12 protein-coding genes are annotated in these 15012 nt (G+C 65.8%); 6 read left to right on the top strand and 6 right to left on the bottom strand.

Annotated features, from left to right (window positions below):
- Positions 1-20: 20 nt before the first annotated feature.
- On the bottom strand, positions 21-1379 hold the full coding sequence (locus IAE34_RS04420; RefSeq protein ID WP_200137637.1) for a glutamine synthetase family protein: 1359 nt from the start codon (positions 1377-1379) through the stop codon (positions 21-23).
- A gap of 659 nt (positions 1380-2038) precedes the next feature.
- Here IAE34_RS04420 and IAE34_RS04415 point away from each other — a divergent pair.
- On the top strand, positions 2039-3415 hold the full coding sequence (locus IAE34_RS04415; protein ID WP_200137636.1) for a glutamine synthetase family protein: 1377 nt from the start codon (positions 2039-2041) through the stop codon (positions 3413-3415).
- Positions 3416-3506: 91 nt separating this feature from the next.
- Here IAE34_RS04415 and argA read toward each other — a convergent pair whose 3' ends face one another.
- On the bottom strand, positions 3507-4805 hold the full coding sequence (gene argA, locus IAE34_RS04410; RefSeq protein ID WP_200137635.1) for an amino-acid N-acetyltransferase: 1299 nt from the start codon (positions 4803-4805) through the stop codon (positions 3507-3509).
- A 124-nt stretch (positions 4806-4929) separates the two neighbouring features.
- The gene (gene argE / locus IAE34_RS04405) at positions 4930-6072 is read right to left on the bottom strand and encodes an acetylornithine deacetylase (RefSeq protein WP_200137634.1); all 1143 of its coding nucleotides are present in this window, start codon (positions 6070-6072) and stop codon (positions 4930-4932) included.
- 169 nt (positions 6073-6241) lie between these two features.
- On the opposite strand from argE, the gene IAE34_RS04400 reads away from it, so the two are divergent.
- Positions 6242-7654 carry a CYTH domain-containing protein gene (locus IAE34_RS04400; protein WP_200137633.1) on the top strand — a complete coding sequence of 471 codons (1413 nt, stop codon included), beginning with the start codon at positions 6242-6244 and terminating at the stop codon, positions 7652-7654.
- 25 nt (positions 7655-7679) lie between these two features.
- Here the strand turns inward: IAE34_RS04400 and IAE34_RS04395 are convergent, their stop codons facing one another.
- Entirely contained in the window at positions 7680-8735 is a 1056-nt protein-coding gene (locus tag IAE34_RS04395; RefSeq protein ID WP_200137632.1) for a haloacid dehalogenase-like hydrolase, read from the bottom strand.
- Between the two features lie 244 nt (positions 8736-8979).
- On the opposite strand from IAE34_RS04395, the gene IAE34_RS04390 reads away from it, so the two are divergent.
- Positions 8980-10371 carry an L-cystine transporter gene (locus tag IAE34_RS04390; protein WP_200137631.1) on the top strand — a complete coding sequence of 464 codons (1392 nt, stop codon included), beginning with the start codon at positions 8980-8982 and terminating at the stop codon, positions 10369-10371.
- Between the two features lie 84 nt (positions 10372-10455).
- Here the strand turns inward: IAE34_RS04390 and IAE34_RS04385 are convergent, their stop codons facing one another.
- Positions 10456-10974 (bottom strand): dihydrofolate reductase, encoded by a 519-nt coding sequence (locus IAE34_RS04385; protein WP_200137630.1) that lies wholly within the window; start codon positions 10972-10974, stop codon positions 10456-10458.
- A 59-nt stretch (positions 10975-11033) separates the two neighbouring features.
- Between IAE34_RS04385 and IAE34_RS04380 the strand changes: the two genes are divergently transcribed.
- The 3 genes from IAE34_RS04380 (at position 11034) to IAE34_RS04370 (ending at position 14283) form a co-directional block, all read left to right on the top strand.
- The gene (locus IAE34_RS04380) at positions 11034-12425 is read left to right on the top strand and encodes a DUF2868 domain-containing protein (protein ID WP_200137669.1); all 1392 of its coding nucleotides are present in this window, start codon (positions 11034-11036) and stop codon (positions 12423-12425) included.
- Complete coding sequence (locus tag IAE34_RS04375) at positions 12418-13785, top strand: GTPase/DUF3482 domain-containing protein (protein ID WP_200137629.1); 1368 nt, start codon at positions 12418-12420, stop codon at positions 13783-13785. The genes IAE34_RS04380 and IAE34_RS04375 overlap by 8 nt, the downstream gene beginning before the upstream one ends.
- A 102-nt stretch (positions 13786-13887) precedes the next feature.
- Complete coding sequence (locus IAE34_RS04370) at positions 13888-14283, top strand: hypothetical protein (protein ID WP_200137628.1); 396 nt, start codon at positions 13888-13890, stop codon at positions 14281-14283.
- Positions 14284-14396: 113 nt separating this feature from the next.
- Here IAE34_RS04370 and IAE34_RS04365 read toward each other — a convergent pair whose 3' ends face one another.
- Complete coding sequence (locus IAE34_RS04365; RefSeq protein WP_200137627.1) at positions 14397-14957, bottom strand: HD domain-containing protein; 561 nt, start codon at positions 14955-14957, stop codon at positions 14397-14399.
- Between the last annotated feature and the right edge of the window lie 55 nt (positions 14958-15012).

Genomic DNA, 15012 nt, shown 5'->3' with positions numbered 1-15012 from the left:
AAAGGCGGTCGCAGGGTCGATCACACGGCGAACAGGAGGAACTCGCGCTCCCAGGAACTGATCACCCGTTTGAAGTTTTCATGCTCGGCGCGCTTGGTGGCGACGTAGCCGGTGATGAATTTCTTGCCCAGGTACTGCTCCAGCGCACGGCTGTTTTCCATGCGTTCCAGGGCATCCTCGATGGTCAGCGGCAGGCGCAGGTTGCGGCGCTCGTAGCCGCGCCCCTGGACCGGCGCGCTGGCCTCGATGCCTTCGACCATGCCGATGTAGCCGCACAGCAGGCTGGCGGCGATGGCCAGGTACGGGTTGGCGTCGGCGCCGGGCAGGCGGTTCTCCACGCGGCGGTTCTGCGGGCCGGCGTCCGGCACGCGCAGGCCGACGGTACGGTTCTCCTCGCCCCACTCCACGTTCACCGGCGCCGAGGTGTCGGGCAGGAAGCGGCGGAACGAGTTGACGTTCGGCGCGAACAGCGGCAGCGCTTCGGGAATCAGCTTCTGTAAGCCACCGATGTGGTGCAGGAACAGGGTGCTCATGCTGCCGTCGTCGTGGGAGAAGATGTTCTTGCCGGTGGCGATGTCGATCACGCTCTGGTGCAAGTGCATGGCGCTGCCCGGCTCGCCGGTCATGGGCTTGGCCATGAAGGTGGCGGCCACGTTGTGCTTGAGCGCGGCCTCGCGCATGGTGCGCTTGAACACCAGGATCTGATCGGCCAGGTGCAGGGCGTCGCCGTGACGGAAGTTGATCTCCATCTGCGCGGTGCCGTCTTCGTGGATCAAGGTGTCGAGGTCCAGCTGTTGCAGTTCGCACCAGTCGTAGACATCCTCGAACAACGGGTCGAACTCGTTGGCGGCCTCGATGGAAAACGACTGGCGCCCGGTCTCTGGGCGCCCGGAGCGGCCCACCGGCGGCTGCAAGGGGAAGTCGGGGTCTTCGCTGCGCTTGGTCAGGTAGAACTCCATCTCCGGCGCCACGATGGGCTGCCAGCCTTTGTCGGCATAGAGCTTGAGCACCTTCTTCAGCACGTTGCGCGGCGACAGCTCGACCGGGTTGCCCTTCTTGTCGTAGGTGTCGTGAATCACCTGGGCAGTCGGCTCGATGGCCCAGGGCACCAGGTACACCGCGTCCTGGTCGGGACGGCAGATCATGTCGATGTCGGCAGGGTCGAGCAGGTCGTAATAGATGTCGTCGTCGACATAATCACCAGTCACAGTTTGCAACAAAACGCTTTCCGGCAGGCGCATGCCCTTTTCGGCGATGAACTTGTTGGTCGGCGAGATCTTGCCGCGGGTGATGCCGGTCAGGTCGCTGATCAGGCATTCGACTTCGGTGATCTTGTGCTCTTTCAACCAATCGGTGAGCTGGTCGAGGTTGTTGCTCATAAATACCTCAGGAGGTCATATGACCCAGGCCCACGGGCCTGGGCGCAAGTGGCGCCGGGCGTGACACCCACGGCGCGGCCGGGCCACTGCCGGCCCGTGCGTTGATTCTGTATGCAGGACGTTACCAAAGCAAAACTCCCTGCGCAGTGCAGCCACCGTGACGGGCGCGTGCCAGCCGGTCGGGGTGCGGGTCGATTGGGCAGGAGGTAAAAAAGGCGTGTGGTAAATCGTTACGGCGAGAGAGCCAGGAATAATGGTCGTCAATTATTGCGAGCACTGCATGCGCAGGATGACCCTGGCTTGCAGGGGCTCGGCGGCACGCGTCGGAAACACCTGACAGAACAGCGCGGGCAGCGCTTGCAGGTCGCGGCGGACGGACCATGTGACCCTCGTATTATTACTGTTATGGGTTGCGATCGAGCTTAGCGTCGTTCATTTTTTTTCACAACACCCCCGTTAAAAATAAAATACGGCTAGGCGTGCGTAGCCCTTTCATACGGATTTAGCGGATAATGACGTGCCCTTCTATGCAGCAAAACAGCCGTCGGCGTGCCATTTCAGGGCATTTGGAGCGCCGCTTGACATCAGTTTGGCTTTTCGATTGACTGGTTCTGCAAGCTCTCCTTGATTGATATTTTTAACAACAAAGGTGTTGCATCATGTCGGTACCCCCGCGTGCCGTTCAGCTTAACGAAGCGAACGCGTTCCTTAAGGAACATCCTGAGGTTCTCTACGTTGACCTTCTGATTGCAGATATGAATGGTGTGGTTCGTGGCAAACGGATCGAACGCACGAGCCTTCACAAGGTTTACGAGAAAGGCATCAACCTGCCGGCCTCCCTCTTCGCCCTGGACATCAACGGCTCGACCGTCGAAAGCACGGGCCTGGGCCTGGATATCGGCGATGCGGACCGCATCTGCTATCCGATTCCCGATACCCTGTCCAACGAACCCTGGCAGAAGCGCCCGACCGCGCAGCTGCTGATGACCATGCATGAAATCGAGGGCGAGCCGTTCTTCGCCGACCCGCGAGAAGTGCTGCGCCAGGTGGTGAGCAAGTTCACCGACATGGGGCTGACCATCTGCGCCGCATTCGAGCTGGAGTTCTACCTGATCGACCAGGAGAACGTGAACGGCCGCCCGCAACCGCCGCGCTCGCCGATCTCCGGCAAGCGTCCGCAGTCGACCCAGGTCTACCTGATCGACGACCTCGACGAATACGCCGACTGCCTGCAGGACATCCTCGAAGGCGCGAAGGAGCAGGGTATTCCTGCCGACGCCATCGTCAAGGAAAGCGCCCCGGCGCAGTTCGAAGTCAACCTGCACCACGTGCCCGATCCGCTCAAGGCCTGCGACTACGCGGTGCTGCTCAAGCGACTGATCAAGAACATCGCCTACGACCATGAGATGGACACCACTTTCATGGCCAAGCCCTACCCGGGCCAGGCTGGCAACGGCCTGCATGTACATATTTCCGTGCTGGACAAGGATGGCAACAACATCTTCACCAGCGAGGATCCCGAGCAGAACGCCGCGCTTCGTCACGCGGTCGGCGGTGTGCTCGAGACCCTGCCCGCGTCCATGGCGTTCCTGTGCCCCAACGTCAACTCCTACCGCCGCTTCGGTGCCCAGTTCTACGTGCCGAACGCGCCGAGCTGGGGTCTGGACAACCGCACCGTGGCCCTGCGCGTGCCGACCGGCTCGCCGGATGCCGTGCGCATCGAGCACCGCGTCGCCGGGGCGGACGCCAACCCGTACCTGATGATGGCGGCGGTCCTGGCCGGTGTGCACCACGGCCTGACCAACAAGATCGAGCCCGGCCAGCCGATCGAAGGCAACTCCTACGAGCAGCTGGAGCAGAGCCTGCCGAACAACCTGCGCGATGCCCTGCGCGAGCTGGACGACAGCGAGATCCTCAACAAGTACATCGATCCGAAGTACATCGACATCTTCGTCGCGTGCAAGGAGAGCGAGCTGGAGGAGTTCGAGCACTCGATCTCCGACCTCGAGTACAACTGGTACCTGCACACCGTGTGAACGAAAACGCCGCCCCCAGGGGCGGCGTTCTTCATCGGCTGTGGCGCAGGCGGCCTCTGCCTTGGGAGCCGCTCACCAGGCCCGGGGTCGCCTACAACCCTTTCTCGAAGATCTTCGAATTGCGCTGATAGTTGTACATCGACGCCCGCGCCGCCGGCAGTCGTTCCACGCCGCTGGGCTGGAAACCGCGCTCGCGGAACCAGTGCGCCGTGCGCGTCGTCAGCACGAACAGGGTCTTGAGCCCCGCCTGCCGTGCCCGCGTTTCGATGCGCTCGAGCAGGTCGTCGCCGCGCCCGCCATGGCGGTACTCCGGGTTCACCGCCAGACACGCCAGCTCGCCCGCCTCGGACTCGGCGATCGGATACAGCGCCGCGCAGGCGATGATCATGCCGTCACGCTCGACCACGCTGAACTGCTCGATCTCCCGCTCCAGCACCTCGCGCGAGCGGCGCACCAGAATGCCCTGCTCCTCCAGCGGGCTGATCAGGTCAAGCAGGCCACCGACGTCCTCGATGCTCGCCTCGCGGACGATCTCGAACTGCTCCTGGGCCACCAGCGTACCGCCGCCATCCCGGGTGAACAGCTCGGTGAGCAGCGCGCCGTTCTCGGCGTAACTGACGATATGACTGCGCGCCACGCCGCCCTTGCAGGCCTCGGCGGCAGCATCGAGCAGCTCGGCCTGGTAGTCGCTGCCCAGGCGTTGCAGGTGGGCGGGAATCTGCTGTGGGCGCAATTCGCGCACCAGCCGGCCCTGCTCGTCCAGCAGGCCCGGCTCGGCACCGAACAGCAGCAGCTTGTCGGCGCCCAGTTCGATGGCGGCGCGGGTGGCCACGTCTTCGCAGGCCAGGTTGAAGATCTCGCCGGTGGGCGAATACCCCAGCGGCGACAGCAGCACGATGGAGCGCTCGTCGAGCAGCCGACCAATGCCCTTGCGGTCGATGCGACGGACTTCGCCGGTGTGGTGGTAGTCCACCCCTTCGAGCACACCGATGGGCCGCGCCGTCACCAGGTTGCCGCTGGCCACCCGCAGGCGCGAGCCCTGCATGGGCGAGGCGGAAATGTCCATGGACAGGCGTGCCTCGATGGCCAGGCGCAAGGCGCCGACGGCGTCGATCACGCAGTCCAGGGTCGGCGCGTCGGTGATGCGCAGGCCACGGTGATAGCGTGGCTCGAGGCCGCGCTCGGCCAGGCGGCTCTCGATCTGCGGGCGCGAGCCGTGGACCAGCACCAGGCGCACGCCGAGGCTGTGCAGCAGCACCAGGTCGTGGACGATGTTGCCGAAGTTGGGGTGCTCTACCCCGTCGCCCGGCAGCATGACCACGAAGGTGCAGTCGCGATGGGCATTGATGTAGGGAGAAGCGTGACGCAACCAGGTGACGTATTCGGGCATGACAGGGCCTGTGGCTAGGTGAACGAGACAGGTGAAGGCGCACAACGGTCGAACGTCATCGTCGGAACAGGCTTGCGGTCACGCGCGGTCTCCTCTGGGCAGAACGAATCGAAACGGTGGATATTCAGTTCAGGCAGTAATGCCGGATCAGGTCACGCAACAGCTGCACGGTAGGCTCGATGCGAGACATTTCAAGGTATTCGCCAGGCTGGTGGGCACAGGCGATGTCGCCAGGCCCGAGCACGATGGTCTGGCAGCCGAGCTGCTGAAGATACGGCGCTTCGGTGCCGAAGGCCACCGCCTCGGCGCGGTGACCGGTGAGGCGCTCGGCCAGTTGCACCAGCTCGGCATCGGCAGGCTGCTCGAACGGCGGCACCTCGGGAAACAGCGGCGCGTAGTCGATGCGCACGGCGTGGCGCTCGGCCAGCGGCACCAGCTTTTCGCGGATCGCCGCGCGCAACTGCTCCACGTCCATGCCTGGCAACGGGCGCAGGTCGAACTCCAGGGCGCACTGGCCGCAGATGCGGTTGGGGTTGTCGCCGCCATGGATGCAGCCCAGGTTCAAGGTGGGCGTGGGCACGCTGAACTGCGGGTTGCGGTAGGTCTGCTGCCACTGCTGGCGCAGGCCCATCAGCTCGCCCATCACCGCGTGCATCGCCTCCAGCGCGCTATTGCCCAGGCTGGGATCCGACGAATGGCCGCTGCGACCGAGAATGTCGATGCGGTCCATCAGGATGCCCTTGTGCATGCGGATCGGCTTGAGCCCGGTGGGCTCGCCGATCACCGCCGCACGCCCGAGGGGCTGCCCGGCTTCGGCCAGAGCGCGGGCGCCGGACATCGAGCTTTCTTCGTCGCAGGTGGCGAGGATCAGCAGCGGCTGCTTGAAATCGTGCGCCAGCAGGGGAAGCACCGCCTCGATCACCAGGGCGAAAAACCCCTTCATGTCGCAGCTGCCGAGCCCGATCCAGCGGCCGTCCACCTCGGTGAGCTTGAGCGGGTCGCTGCTCCACAACTGCTCGTCGAATGGCACGGTATCGCTGTGGCCGGCCAGCACCAGCCCGCCAGGGCCACTGCCACGGCTGGCCAGCAGGTTGAACTTGCCGGGGGTCACCTGCTGGATTTCGCAGCGAAAACCCAGGTCGTCCAGCCAGCCGGCGAGCAGGTCGATGACCACACGGTTGGACTGATCCAGTGCCGGCTGGGTGCAACTGACCGAGGGCGCGGCGATCAGCGCGGCGAACTGGTCTTTGAACGATGGCAACGGCATACACGGACTCCTCGAGAGCATGGGGGCATCATAGCAATCACTCCGGCGGGCAGGGCAAGCCTGTCACGCGGCACCGCGCCGGTCGCCTGCCAGAACGCCACCACAACCCGGCAGCCCTCGGCCGACTCCTGTAGACTCTGCACCACTCACGCCTTCCTTCGAGCCAGCGATGCACACAGAAACCGAACTCAAGCTCCGCGCCAGCCGCGAGACCCTTGCCGCCCTGCGCGAGCACCCCTTGCTGAAGAAGCGCAACAAGTCCGGCTGGCAGACCCGCGAGCTGCTCAACCAGTACTTCGACACCCCGGAGCGTGATCTGGCAGCCGCGCGCGTGGCCCTGCGCCTGCGCCGTGACGGCGAGGCCATCATCCAGACCCTCAAGTGCCGTGGCCAGAGCGTGGCCGGGCTGTCGGCGCGCAACGAGTACGAATGGCCGCTGGACAAGGTCAAGCTGGACCTGAAGAAGCTCGATGCCAGCTGCTGGCCCGAGTCGCTGGCCGCGCTGGACAAGAAAACCATCAAGCCGTTGTTCACCACCGACTTCACCCGTGAGTTCGCAGAAATCTCCTGGGGCCGCGGCAAGGCCAAGGTGGTGATCGAAGCCGCCCTGGACCAGGGTTTCGTCATCGCCGGCAAGCGCAAGGAAGCGATCTGCGAGCTGGAGCTGGAGCTGCGCGAAGGCGCTCCTGAAGCGCTGCTGGAACTGGCCGCCGAGCTGGCCGCCAGCCTGGCTCTGATGCCCTGCGACATCAGCAAGGCCGAGCGTGGCTATCGCCTGATGGAGCCGGACAGCTACGAGCTGAGCCTGCCCCAGGTGGAGCTGGACGCCGAGATGACCCTGGACGACGCCTACGCCGCCCTGGCCTGGCAACTGCTGGGCAGCAGCCAGCGCCTGGCCGAGCAGTACCGTCACACGGGCCACTGGCGCCTGCTGCAGGAATGGGTGCAGTGCCTGGCCGAGCTGCGTGCGCTCACCGCCAGCCTCGGCCAAGCCGCACCGCGCGCCAGCACGCGCGACCTGCGCAGCCGTCTGGACGCCCTGCTCGAAGACTGGCGCCCACTGGTGCAGGCGGGCAATGACGACGAAGACATCCGTCGCGCCGCACCCGAGCAGTTCGCCGAGGAACTCGAAGACCCGCGCTGGGGCCAGTTCTCTCTGGAAACCTCGCGCTGGTTGCTGGCTCGCGCCTGGACCGCCGAGCGCAAGGGCCGTGGCGAGCGTCAGGGCCTGGCGCAGCTGGCCAGTTGGTTGCTGCACCAGCTCGGCGAGGAAGGCCGCGCCCTGAAGCTGCCGCTGTACATCCAGCGTCCGGAAGACCTGGGCGAGCAGTTGCCGCGCATCGAGCAGTTGCTGGCCTGGCTGCACCACGCCCGTCAGGTGCTGGAGGCGCCACAGCTGGACCGCTTGTACGGCGACCTGAGAAAGCTGCATGAGCTGGCCGAGCGGCCGTTGGGCGAAGCCTCGCCCGACGAGCAGGACGACGAGGCACCGACCGAGGCCGATACCTTGCTCGAAGCACGCATCGACCTGGCCCGCGCCATCGAGCAGAGCCGCGCCTGGAAGCACCTGCTCAAGGCGTGAGCCCTTATATCCCGGGGCAGTTGCGCTACTGGATCTGCTCCGGGGTGACGATCACCCAGTTCTTGTCCGCGGTCACCGGCAGGCCCTCGCGCGCCTGAGCCGCGGCGTTGCTGGCGATCATGCCGTTGAGTTGCTCCAGGTACTTGGGCTTGCGGTTTATCCACAGGTGGATGCCGCCCTTGCTCACATCGACCCCGTGAAACTGCATGTAGCCGTCGCTGGTGGGCGTGTCGCCGCCCACCAGCACCGGGCGCTTCCACTCGTCGATGTAGGTCAGGATGGCCGCCTGCTTGCCCGCCATCCAGGTGGCGGGTGTCCACAGGTAGGGCGTCAGTTCGAGGTTTTCGTTGGCCGTGGGGTCATAGTGACCGGCGGCGATCTGCTTGCGCGCGGTGGTCAGCGCACCGCTGGCAGGGTCCTTGAGCAGCAGGCTGACGCCGATGACGTTCTGCGGCTTGACGTTGTAGCCGTACTTCGGGTCCGAGGCGACCATGCGCACCAGCTCTTCGGAAGCCGCCGAGATCACATAGACCTCGATGCCGTTCTCCATAAGCTTGTTGTACAGCTCGGCCTGGCCGGTGAAGACCTTGGGCGGTTGCACTTCGGTGGACTTGAGCTGATCGCCGTCGAAATAGGTGACCGGAATCGGCTTGCCCGAGGCCATCAGCTCGTCGACCTGGACTTTCAGCGCCTTGAGCGTGAACCCTGAAAATACCTGCGCCACCCAGGGATAGCACACCATGTCATCGATTTCGCACAGGCGGTAGTAGTAGCTGAACAGGCTTTCCTTGTGCTCGGCGGTGTCCTTGAAGGGAATCGGTTTCAGCGAGGGGTCGAGGGACTCGCGGGTCAGCAACCCTTTGTTCTCCATGAACGGCAGCAAGGCTTCTTCCAGATCGAAACGATAGCTGGTGTTGTCCATGTCGAAGACGGCGTAGTTACCCTTGTGAGCGTTGGCGGCGATCATTGCGTCCAGTTGCCGAGCGGCGTCGGTGGGCCAGTGCCGAAGCTCGGTGGCCGCCCAGGTGGCGGTGCTGATCAATGCGGCGAGGCTGCCGGCGAGAAGTCTGCGCAGGGTCATCAGAAGGTTTCTCCGAAGGGGGACCGCCCAAGCCTACTGAGGATCGGTGACAAGGATGGGTCTGTCAGCGACACCCGCCCCTTTCGAAACGGCGCGTTGATTGTCTGTAGGCGACAGGTCGTTATTCCATAAGCGACTATCGAAATAACCCATAGGTATACATTCGCTTCTTTTCATACTGTTAGCATTTCCGCTCGCAATCGCTCGCAGAGGCGATTCCCAACCTGTGCTTCATGGAGCTTCGATGACCCTGCCGCTTTCCCTCAACCTGCTGGCGTTCCTGGCCCTGCTGCTGGGCCTGGCGCAAACCCGCCGTACCGATTGGAGCCTGGCCAGGAAAGTGCTGCTCGGCCTGGTGCTGGGCGTGCTGTTCGGCCTGGTCCTGCATGCCCTGTACGGCGCCGGCCATCCGGTACTCAAGGCCACCATCGGCTGGCTCGACCTGGTCGGCAACGGCTATGTCGGGCTGTTGCAGATGATCGTCATGCCGCTGATCTTCGCGTCGATCCTCAGCGCCGTGGCGCGCCTGCACAGCGCCTCTTCGCTGGGCCGGATCAGCGTGCTGAGCATCGGCACACTGCTGCTGACCACGGCGATCGCCGCGCTGATCGGTATCGCCCTGACCAACCTGTTCGGCCTCAGCGCCGAAGGCCTGGTGGCCGGCGCGCAGGAAACCGCGCGCATGCAGACGATCAACAGCGACTACGCCGGCAAGGTCGCCGACCTCGACATCCCGCGCCTGCTGCTGTCGTTCATCCCCAGCAACCCGGTGGCCGATCTGGCACGGGCCAAGCCGACCTCGATCATCAGCGTGGTGATCTTCGCCGTGTTCCTCGGCCTTGCCGCGCTGCAACTGATCAAGGACGACCAGGACAAGGGCCTGCGCGCCCTGTCGGCCATCGACGTGCTGCAGGCCTGGGTGATGCGCCTGGTGCGCCTGGTGATGAAGCTGACCCCCTACGGCGTGCTGGCGCTGATGACCAAGGTGGTCGCCAGCTCGAACCTGGAGGACATCCTCAAGCTGGGCAGTTTCGTGGTGGTGTCGTACCTGGGGCTGGGCCTGATGTTCGTGGTCCACGGCGTGATCCTCGCGCTCACCGGGGTCAGCCCGCTGCGCTTTCTGCGCAAGGTCTGGCCCGTGCTGACCTTCGCCTTCACCAGCCGCTCCAGCGCCGCCAGCATTCCGCTGAACATCGAGGCGCAGACCCAGCGCCTGGGCGTACCGCCGTCGATCGCCAGCTTCAGTGCCTCGTTCGGCGCCACCATCGGTCAGAACGGTTGCGCGGGCCTGTATCCGGCCATGCTGGCGGTGATGGTGGCTCCGGCGGTGGGCATCGACACCTTCGACCCGCTGTGGATCGCCACCCTGGTGGCCATCGTCACCCTCAGCTCGGCCGGCGTGGCCGGCGTCGGGGGCGGCGCGACCTTCGCCGCCCTGATCGTGCTGCCGGCGATGGGCTTGCCAGTGGAGCTGGTGGCCTTGCTGATTTCGGTCGAGCCGCTGATCGACATGGGGCGTACGGCACTGAACGTCAACGGCTCGATGACCGCCGGCGTGGTCACCAGCCAGTTGCTCAAGCAGACCGACAAGGCGGTGCTGGCCGACGACGAGCATGCCGAGCTGAGCCATAGCTGACGGCGTGAGTAGGTGGATTCTCCCGCGAGGCAGGTGAAGGGCCGTGCGCTGCGGCCCGGCCGGCGCTCGCGGGCAGACCTGGGCCTACGCCCGCCTGTCCCACACCTCGAAGTGATACACGGGCTTGCCCTCCTCGACCTGCCGCTCGCTGGACGTCAGCGCCCACTGCTGGGCCTGGAACTCGGGAAACCAGGCGTCGCCTTCGGGCGCCAGCTCCACCCGGGTCAGGTACATCCGGCTGACCAGCCCCTTTTCCAGCGCCTGCCCATACAACTGCGCGCCGCCGATCAGCATCAGCTCGTCCACGCCGTGCTCGTGCGCCCATTGCTCGGCACGTTGGACCGCCGCCTCCAGCGAGGCGAACACCTCGGCCCCCGCCAATGTCAGCCCTGGCTGTCGGCTGACCACCAGGTTCAGGCGACCCGGCAACGGCCGCCCCAGCGAATCCCAGGTCTTGCGTCCCATGATGATCGGCTTGCCCAGGGTGGTGGCCTTGAAGTACTTGAAGTCCCCCGGCAGGTGCCAGGGCATGGAGTTGTCGATGCCGATCACGCGGTTGCTGGCCAACGCGGCGATCAGGCTGAGGGGGAGTGATGTCGTCATATCGGCGAGGATAGCACCGGGCGCCTGGGTTATGCTTGGGCACGACCCGTGCAATGGCAATGGAAGACTTCGTGACTGCACCGACCGAACTGGACCGACGCTGGCTCACCGAAGCGGTGCGCCTGCGCGAAGAACAGGCCGGCCCCCTGGAAGACCAGGAGGCCAACCGCCGCGCCCGCCAGCAGGGCGGCGACCTGGCGACGCGGATCGAAACCCGCGCGCTGTGGCTGGCCGAGCGTGATGGCCTCACCCAGGCCCTGATTCGCTGGAAGCAGGGGGCTCGCCTGGCCCTGCTGGCCTTGATGATCGCCGCGGTGCTCAGCGGCGCCGGCCTGGGCCTCGCGGCGCTGGGCGATGGCCTGCGCCCGGTCAACGTGTTCTGGGCGCTGGGCAGCCTGCTCGGGCTGAACCTGGTGCTGTTGCTGGGGTGGGCGCTGGGCTTTTTCTTCGCGGGCGAGCAGGGCGCCACGCTGGGTCGGCTGTGGCTCTGGCTCAGCGAACGGCTGGCGCGCGATGCCAAGGCTGCGCACCTGGCACCGGCCTTGCTGGTGACGCTGCAACGTCAACGCCTGGCCCGCTGGCTGCTCGGCCTGCTGGTGCACGGCCTGTGGCTGCTGGCGATGACTGCCGCGCTGGGCATGCTCCTGGCGTTGCTCAGCACCCGCCGCTACGGCTTCGTCTGGGAGACCACCCTGCTGGCCCCCGAGCCGTTCATCGCCCTGACCCGATCCCTCGGCGCCCTGCCCGCGCTGCTGGGCTTCAGCGTGCCGGACGAAGCGATGATCCGCGCCAGCGGTGCGACGCTACCCAGCCTGGACATCGCCCGCCAGGCCTGGGCCAGCTGGCTGCTGGGCGTGGTGCTGATGTACGGCCTGCTGCCGCGCCTGTTGCTGGCCGGGCTCTGCCTGTTGCGCTGGCGCCAAGGGCGCCGCCGCCTGACGCTGGATCTCGACCTGCCCGGCTACGCCCCACTGCGCGACGCGCTGATGCCGCGCAGCGAGCGCCTCGGGGTGCAGGATGCCGCCCCGCAGCGACTGCCCACCTTCGAGGCGGGCCGACTGGACGGTGGCAGTGGTGGCGCGCTGCTGGTCGGGCTGGAACTGGACGACCAGCGCGACTGGCCACCGACGCTGCCCCAGACCATCACCGACGCCGGCGTACTCGACAGCCGCGCCTCACGGCACAAGCTGCTGGAGCAGTTGAGCCGCTTCCCACCGGCACGCCTGCTGATCGCCTGCGACCCGCAACGCTCACCGGATCGTGGCAGCCTGGCCCTGCTCGCCGAGCTGGCGCGCAGCGCCACGGCTACGCGTATCTGGCTGCTGCCCAGCGCCCCCGGCGCGAGCCTCGACCCCGCGCGCCTGGGCGACTGGCACGATGCCCTGGACCGCCTGGGCCTGCCCTACGCCGACACCTCGCCCCTGACCTGGCTGGAGCATGGCCATGACTGAGCCGCTGAAACTGGCCGTGGTCGGCCATACCAACGTGGGCAAGACCTCGCTGCTGCGCACCCTCACCCGCGATGTCGCGTTCGGCGAGGTGTCCCACCGGCCCAGCACCACCCGCCACGTCGAAGGCGCCCGGCTCTCGGTCGATGGCCAGGCGCTGCTGGAGCTTTACGACACCCCGGGGCTGGAAGACGCCATCGCCCTGCTCGACTACTTGGAACGCCTGGAGCGGCCGGGCGAGCGTCTCGATGGCCCGGCGCGGCTGGAGCGCTTCCTGCAGGGTGCCGAAGCCCGGCAGCGCTTCGAGCAGGAGGCCAAGGTACTGCGCCAGCTACAGGCCAGTCACGCCGGCCTGTACGTGATCGACGCCCGCGAACCGGTGCTGGCCAAATACCGCGACGAGCTGGAGGTGCTGGCCGGCTGTGGCAAACCCCTGCTGCCGGTGCTCAACTTCGTCGCCAGCGATGGCCACCGCGAAGCCGAGTGGCGCGAGGCCCTGGCTCGCCTGGGCCTGCATGCGCTGGTGCGTTTCGACAGCGTGGCGCCACCCGAGGATGGTGAACGCCGCCTGTACGAAAGCCTGGCGCTGCTGCTCGAAGACGCGCGCCCGGCCTTGCAGCGACTGATCGACGACCAGCGTGCCCAGCACCTGGCCCGTCAGCAGGCCGGCAAGCGCCTGATCGCCGAACTGTTGCTCGACTGCGCGGCCTGCCGGCGCAGTGTGGAAACCGATCCGGCCATCCAGTCCCAGGCCATCGAAACCTTGCGTCAGGACGTGCGCCAGCGCGAGCAGCGCTGCGTCGAGGCGCTGCTCAAGCTGTATGCCTTCCGCCGCGAAGATGCCAGCGCCGAGGACCTGCCCTTGCTCGACGGCCGCTGGGGCGACGACCTGTTCAATCCGGAGACCCTCAGGCTGCTGGGCGTACGCCTGGGCAGCGGCGTCGCGGCCGGGGCGGCCGCTGGGGCAGGCGTCGACCTGATGGTGGGCGGCCTGACCCTGGGCGCGGCAGCGCTGGCCGGGGCGATTGCCGGCGGCGCGCTGCAAACCGCGCGCAGCTATGGGTCGCGTCTGATGGGCAAGCTCAAGGGGCGTCGCGAACTGACGGTGCACGACAGCGTGCTGCGTTTGCTGGCCCTGCGTCAGCAGCAACTGGTGCAGGCGTTGAACGCCCGTGGCCACGCGGCCCAGACGCGAGTGAGCCTGGGCCAGCTGGACGAAAAGGCCTGGCGTGAAGGCAAGCTTCCCGAAGCGCTGAAGCGGGCGCGAGCGCACCCGCAATGGTCGACGCTCAACCCAGGGGCGCGCGTGAATCAGGCTGAGCGCCAGGAGCAGCTGGAGCAGTTGAGCGAGCAAATCGCCTGACCGGCTTGCAGCACCGCCACCGCCTACTGATATTTCTGCCAGTAGCACAAGCCTTGGAGGCGCCTGACACTCAATGCGTCCTCAACGCAAAAGGTGAATGAGATGAGCCTCAAAGTGCAATCCAGCGACGGCAAGTTCGACGCGTACATAGGTGAGTATCAGGCGGACAACGTGATCAGCCCGCTCGAAAGCATCAAGCTGCGCAACAGCGCAGACGCCGAGATGGACACTTTGCTCGGCAGTCTCAAGACACACGTCAATGACGTGTTGAAAAAGGAGCAAAAGGCCGAACTGGACTGGCCCCTGAAAAGATTGCAGATGTGCGCCGACATCATGGTCGAAGACCTTCAATTCCTGGCCAAACTGATGCGCAACGCCAACCTCCCCCAAGACACCATCGACCGCACTCGCAGCGCCATCGAGCATCAACTGGTGTACGTGGTGTTTGCCCACAATGCCTCGGTCGACCGGGTCAAGGCCATCAACAAGGCCAGATGACGCGGCTGGATAAACGATGTCCGCATTGCATCAGAGGCTGTGAGGTCGACCACTGCTCAAGGGCTTTTCCTTCATCGGCCCTTTTGCGCAGTGTCGCCTCGCCCGCTGACCGATCACATCGGCGCGCACAGCAGTGCCAGGGCCTTGCGCTTCAACACCGTCAGATCCATCGGCGGCACCCCCACCTGCTTGGCGCGTTCGTCCCACTCACGCACGCGCAAGCTGACCGAGAACAGCGGATCGCGCTCGAAGGCATCGGCCTCGGCCTCGCTCATCACCCCGCCCTGGTATTGCAATGTGCGCCGGCTCGCTTCGCTCAGGCAACGGTAATACCCCGGTCGACGCAATGTGAGATAACGCTTGGCCTGCACGTGGTACTCCACCAACCGGGCCAGACGCTCGCTGAAGCCGCAACGGCGCAGATAATGCGCTCCGATGCGCTCGTGGCCCGCCACGCCGAAGCCGCCCATGCGCGCGACGCCACCGCACAGGTGGCCGATGTCGTGGAAGAATCCGGCCAGCACCACTTCGTCGTCGAAACCTTCGTCCATCGCCAACTGCGCCACCTGAGACATGTGTTCGAGCTGGGTGATGGCCTCGCCGATGTAATCGTCGGCACCATGACGCTCGTACAGGGCGAAAAGGCTGTCTATGATCTGGTGGGCAGTACGCATCGCTGGAGTGTCCTGTGGATGTTCATGGGGACGGGAGCCCCTCGAACCGGCCGCA

The sequence above is a fragment of the Pseudomonas sp. S30 genome, from assembly GCF_016518545.1.
Taxonomy (GTDB): domain Bacteria; phylum Pseudomonadota; class Gammaproteobacteria; order Pseudomonadales; family Pseudomonadaceae; genus Aquipseudomonas.
This window is presented reverse-complemented; position numbering and strand designations above follow the sequence as displayed.

Excerpts from the sequence above, each read along its gene's own strand:
- IAE34_RS04420 (WP_200137637.1), bottom strand. The coding sequence starts at position 1,379 with ATGAGCAACAACCTCGACCAGCTCACCGATTGGTTGAAAGAGCACAAG.
- IAE34_RS04415 (WP_200137636.1), top strand. The coding sequence starts at position 2,039 with ATGTCGGTACCCCCGCGTGCCGTTCAGCTTAACGAAGCGAACGCGTTC.
- argA (WP_200137635.1), bottom strand. The coding sequence starts at position 4,805 with ATGCCCGAATACGTCACCTGGTTGCGTCACGCTTCTCCCTACATCAAT.
- argE (WP_200137634.1), bottom strand. The coding sequence starts at position 6,072 with ATGCCGTTGCCATCGTTCAAAGACCAGTTCGCCGCGCTGATCGCCGCG.
- IAE34_RS04400 (WP_200137633.1), top strand. The coding sequence starts at position 6,242 with ATGCACACAGAAACCGAACTCAAGCTCCGCGCCAGCCGCGAGACCCTT.
- IAE34_RS04395 (WP_200137632.1), bottom strand. The coding sequence starts at position 8,735 with ATGACCCTGCGCAGACTTCTCGCCGGCAGCCTCGCCGCATTGATCAGC.
- IAE34_RS04390 (WP_200137631.1), top strand. The coding sequence starts at position 8,980 with ATGACCCTGCCGCTTTCCCTCAACCTGCTGGCGTTCCTGGCCCTGCTG.
- IAE34_RS04385 (WP_200137630.1), bottom strand. The coding sequence starts at position 10,974 with ATGACGACATCACTCCCCCTCAGCCTGATCGCCGCGTTGGCCAGCAAC.
- IAE34_RS04380 (WP_200137669.1), top strand. The coding sequence starts at position 11,034 with ATGGAAGACTTCGTGACTGCACCGACCGAACTGGACCGACGCTGGCTC.
- IAE34_RS04375 (WP_200137629.1), top strand. The coding sequence starts at position 12,418 with ATGACTGAGCCGCTGAAACTGGCCGTGGTCGGCCATACCAACGTGGGC.
- IAE34_RS04370 (WP_200137628.1), top strand. The coding sequence starts at position 13,888 with ATGAGCCTCAAAGTGCAATCCAGCGACGGCAAGTTCGACGCGTACATA.
- IAE34_RS04365 (WP_200137627.1), bottom strand. The coding sequence starts at position 14,957 with ATGCGTACTGCCCACCAGATCATAGACAGCCTTTTCGCCCTGTACGAG.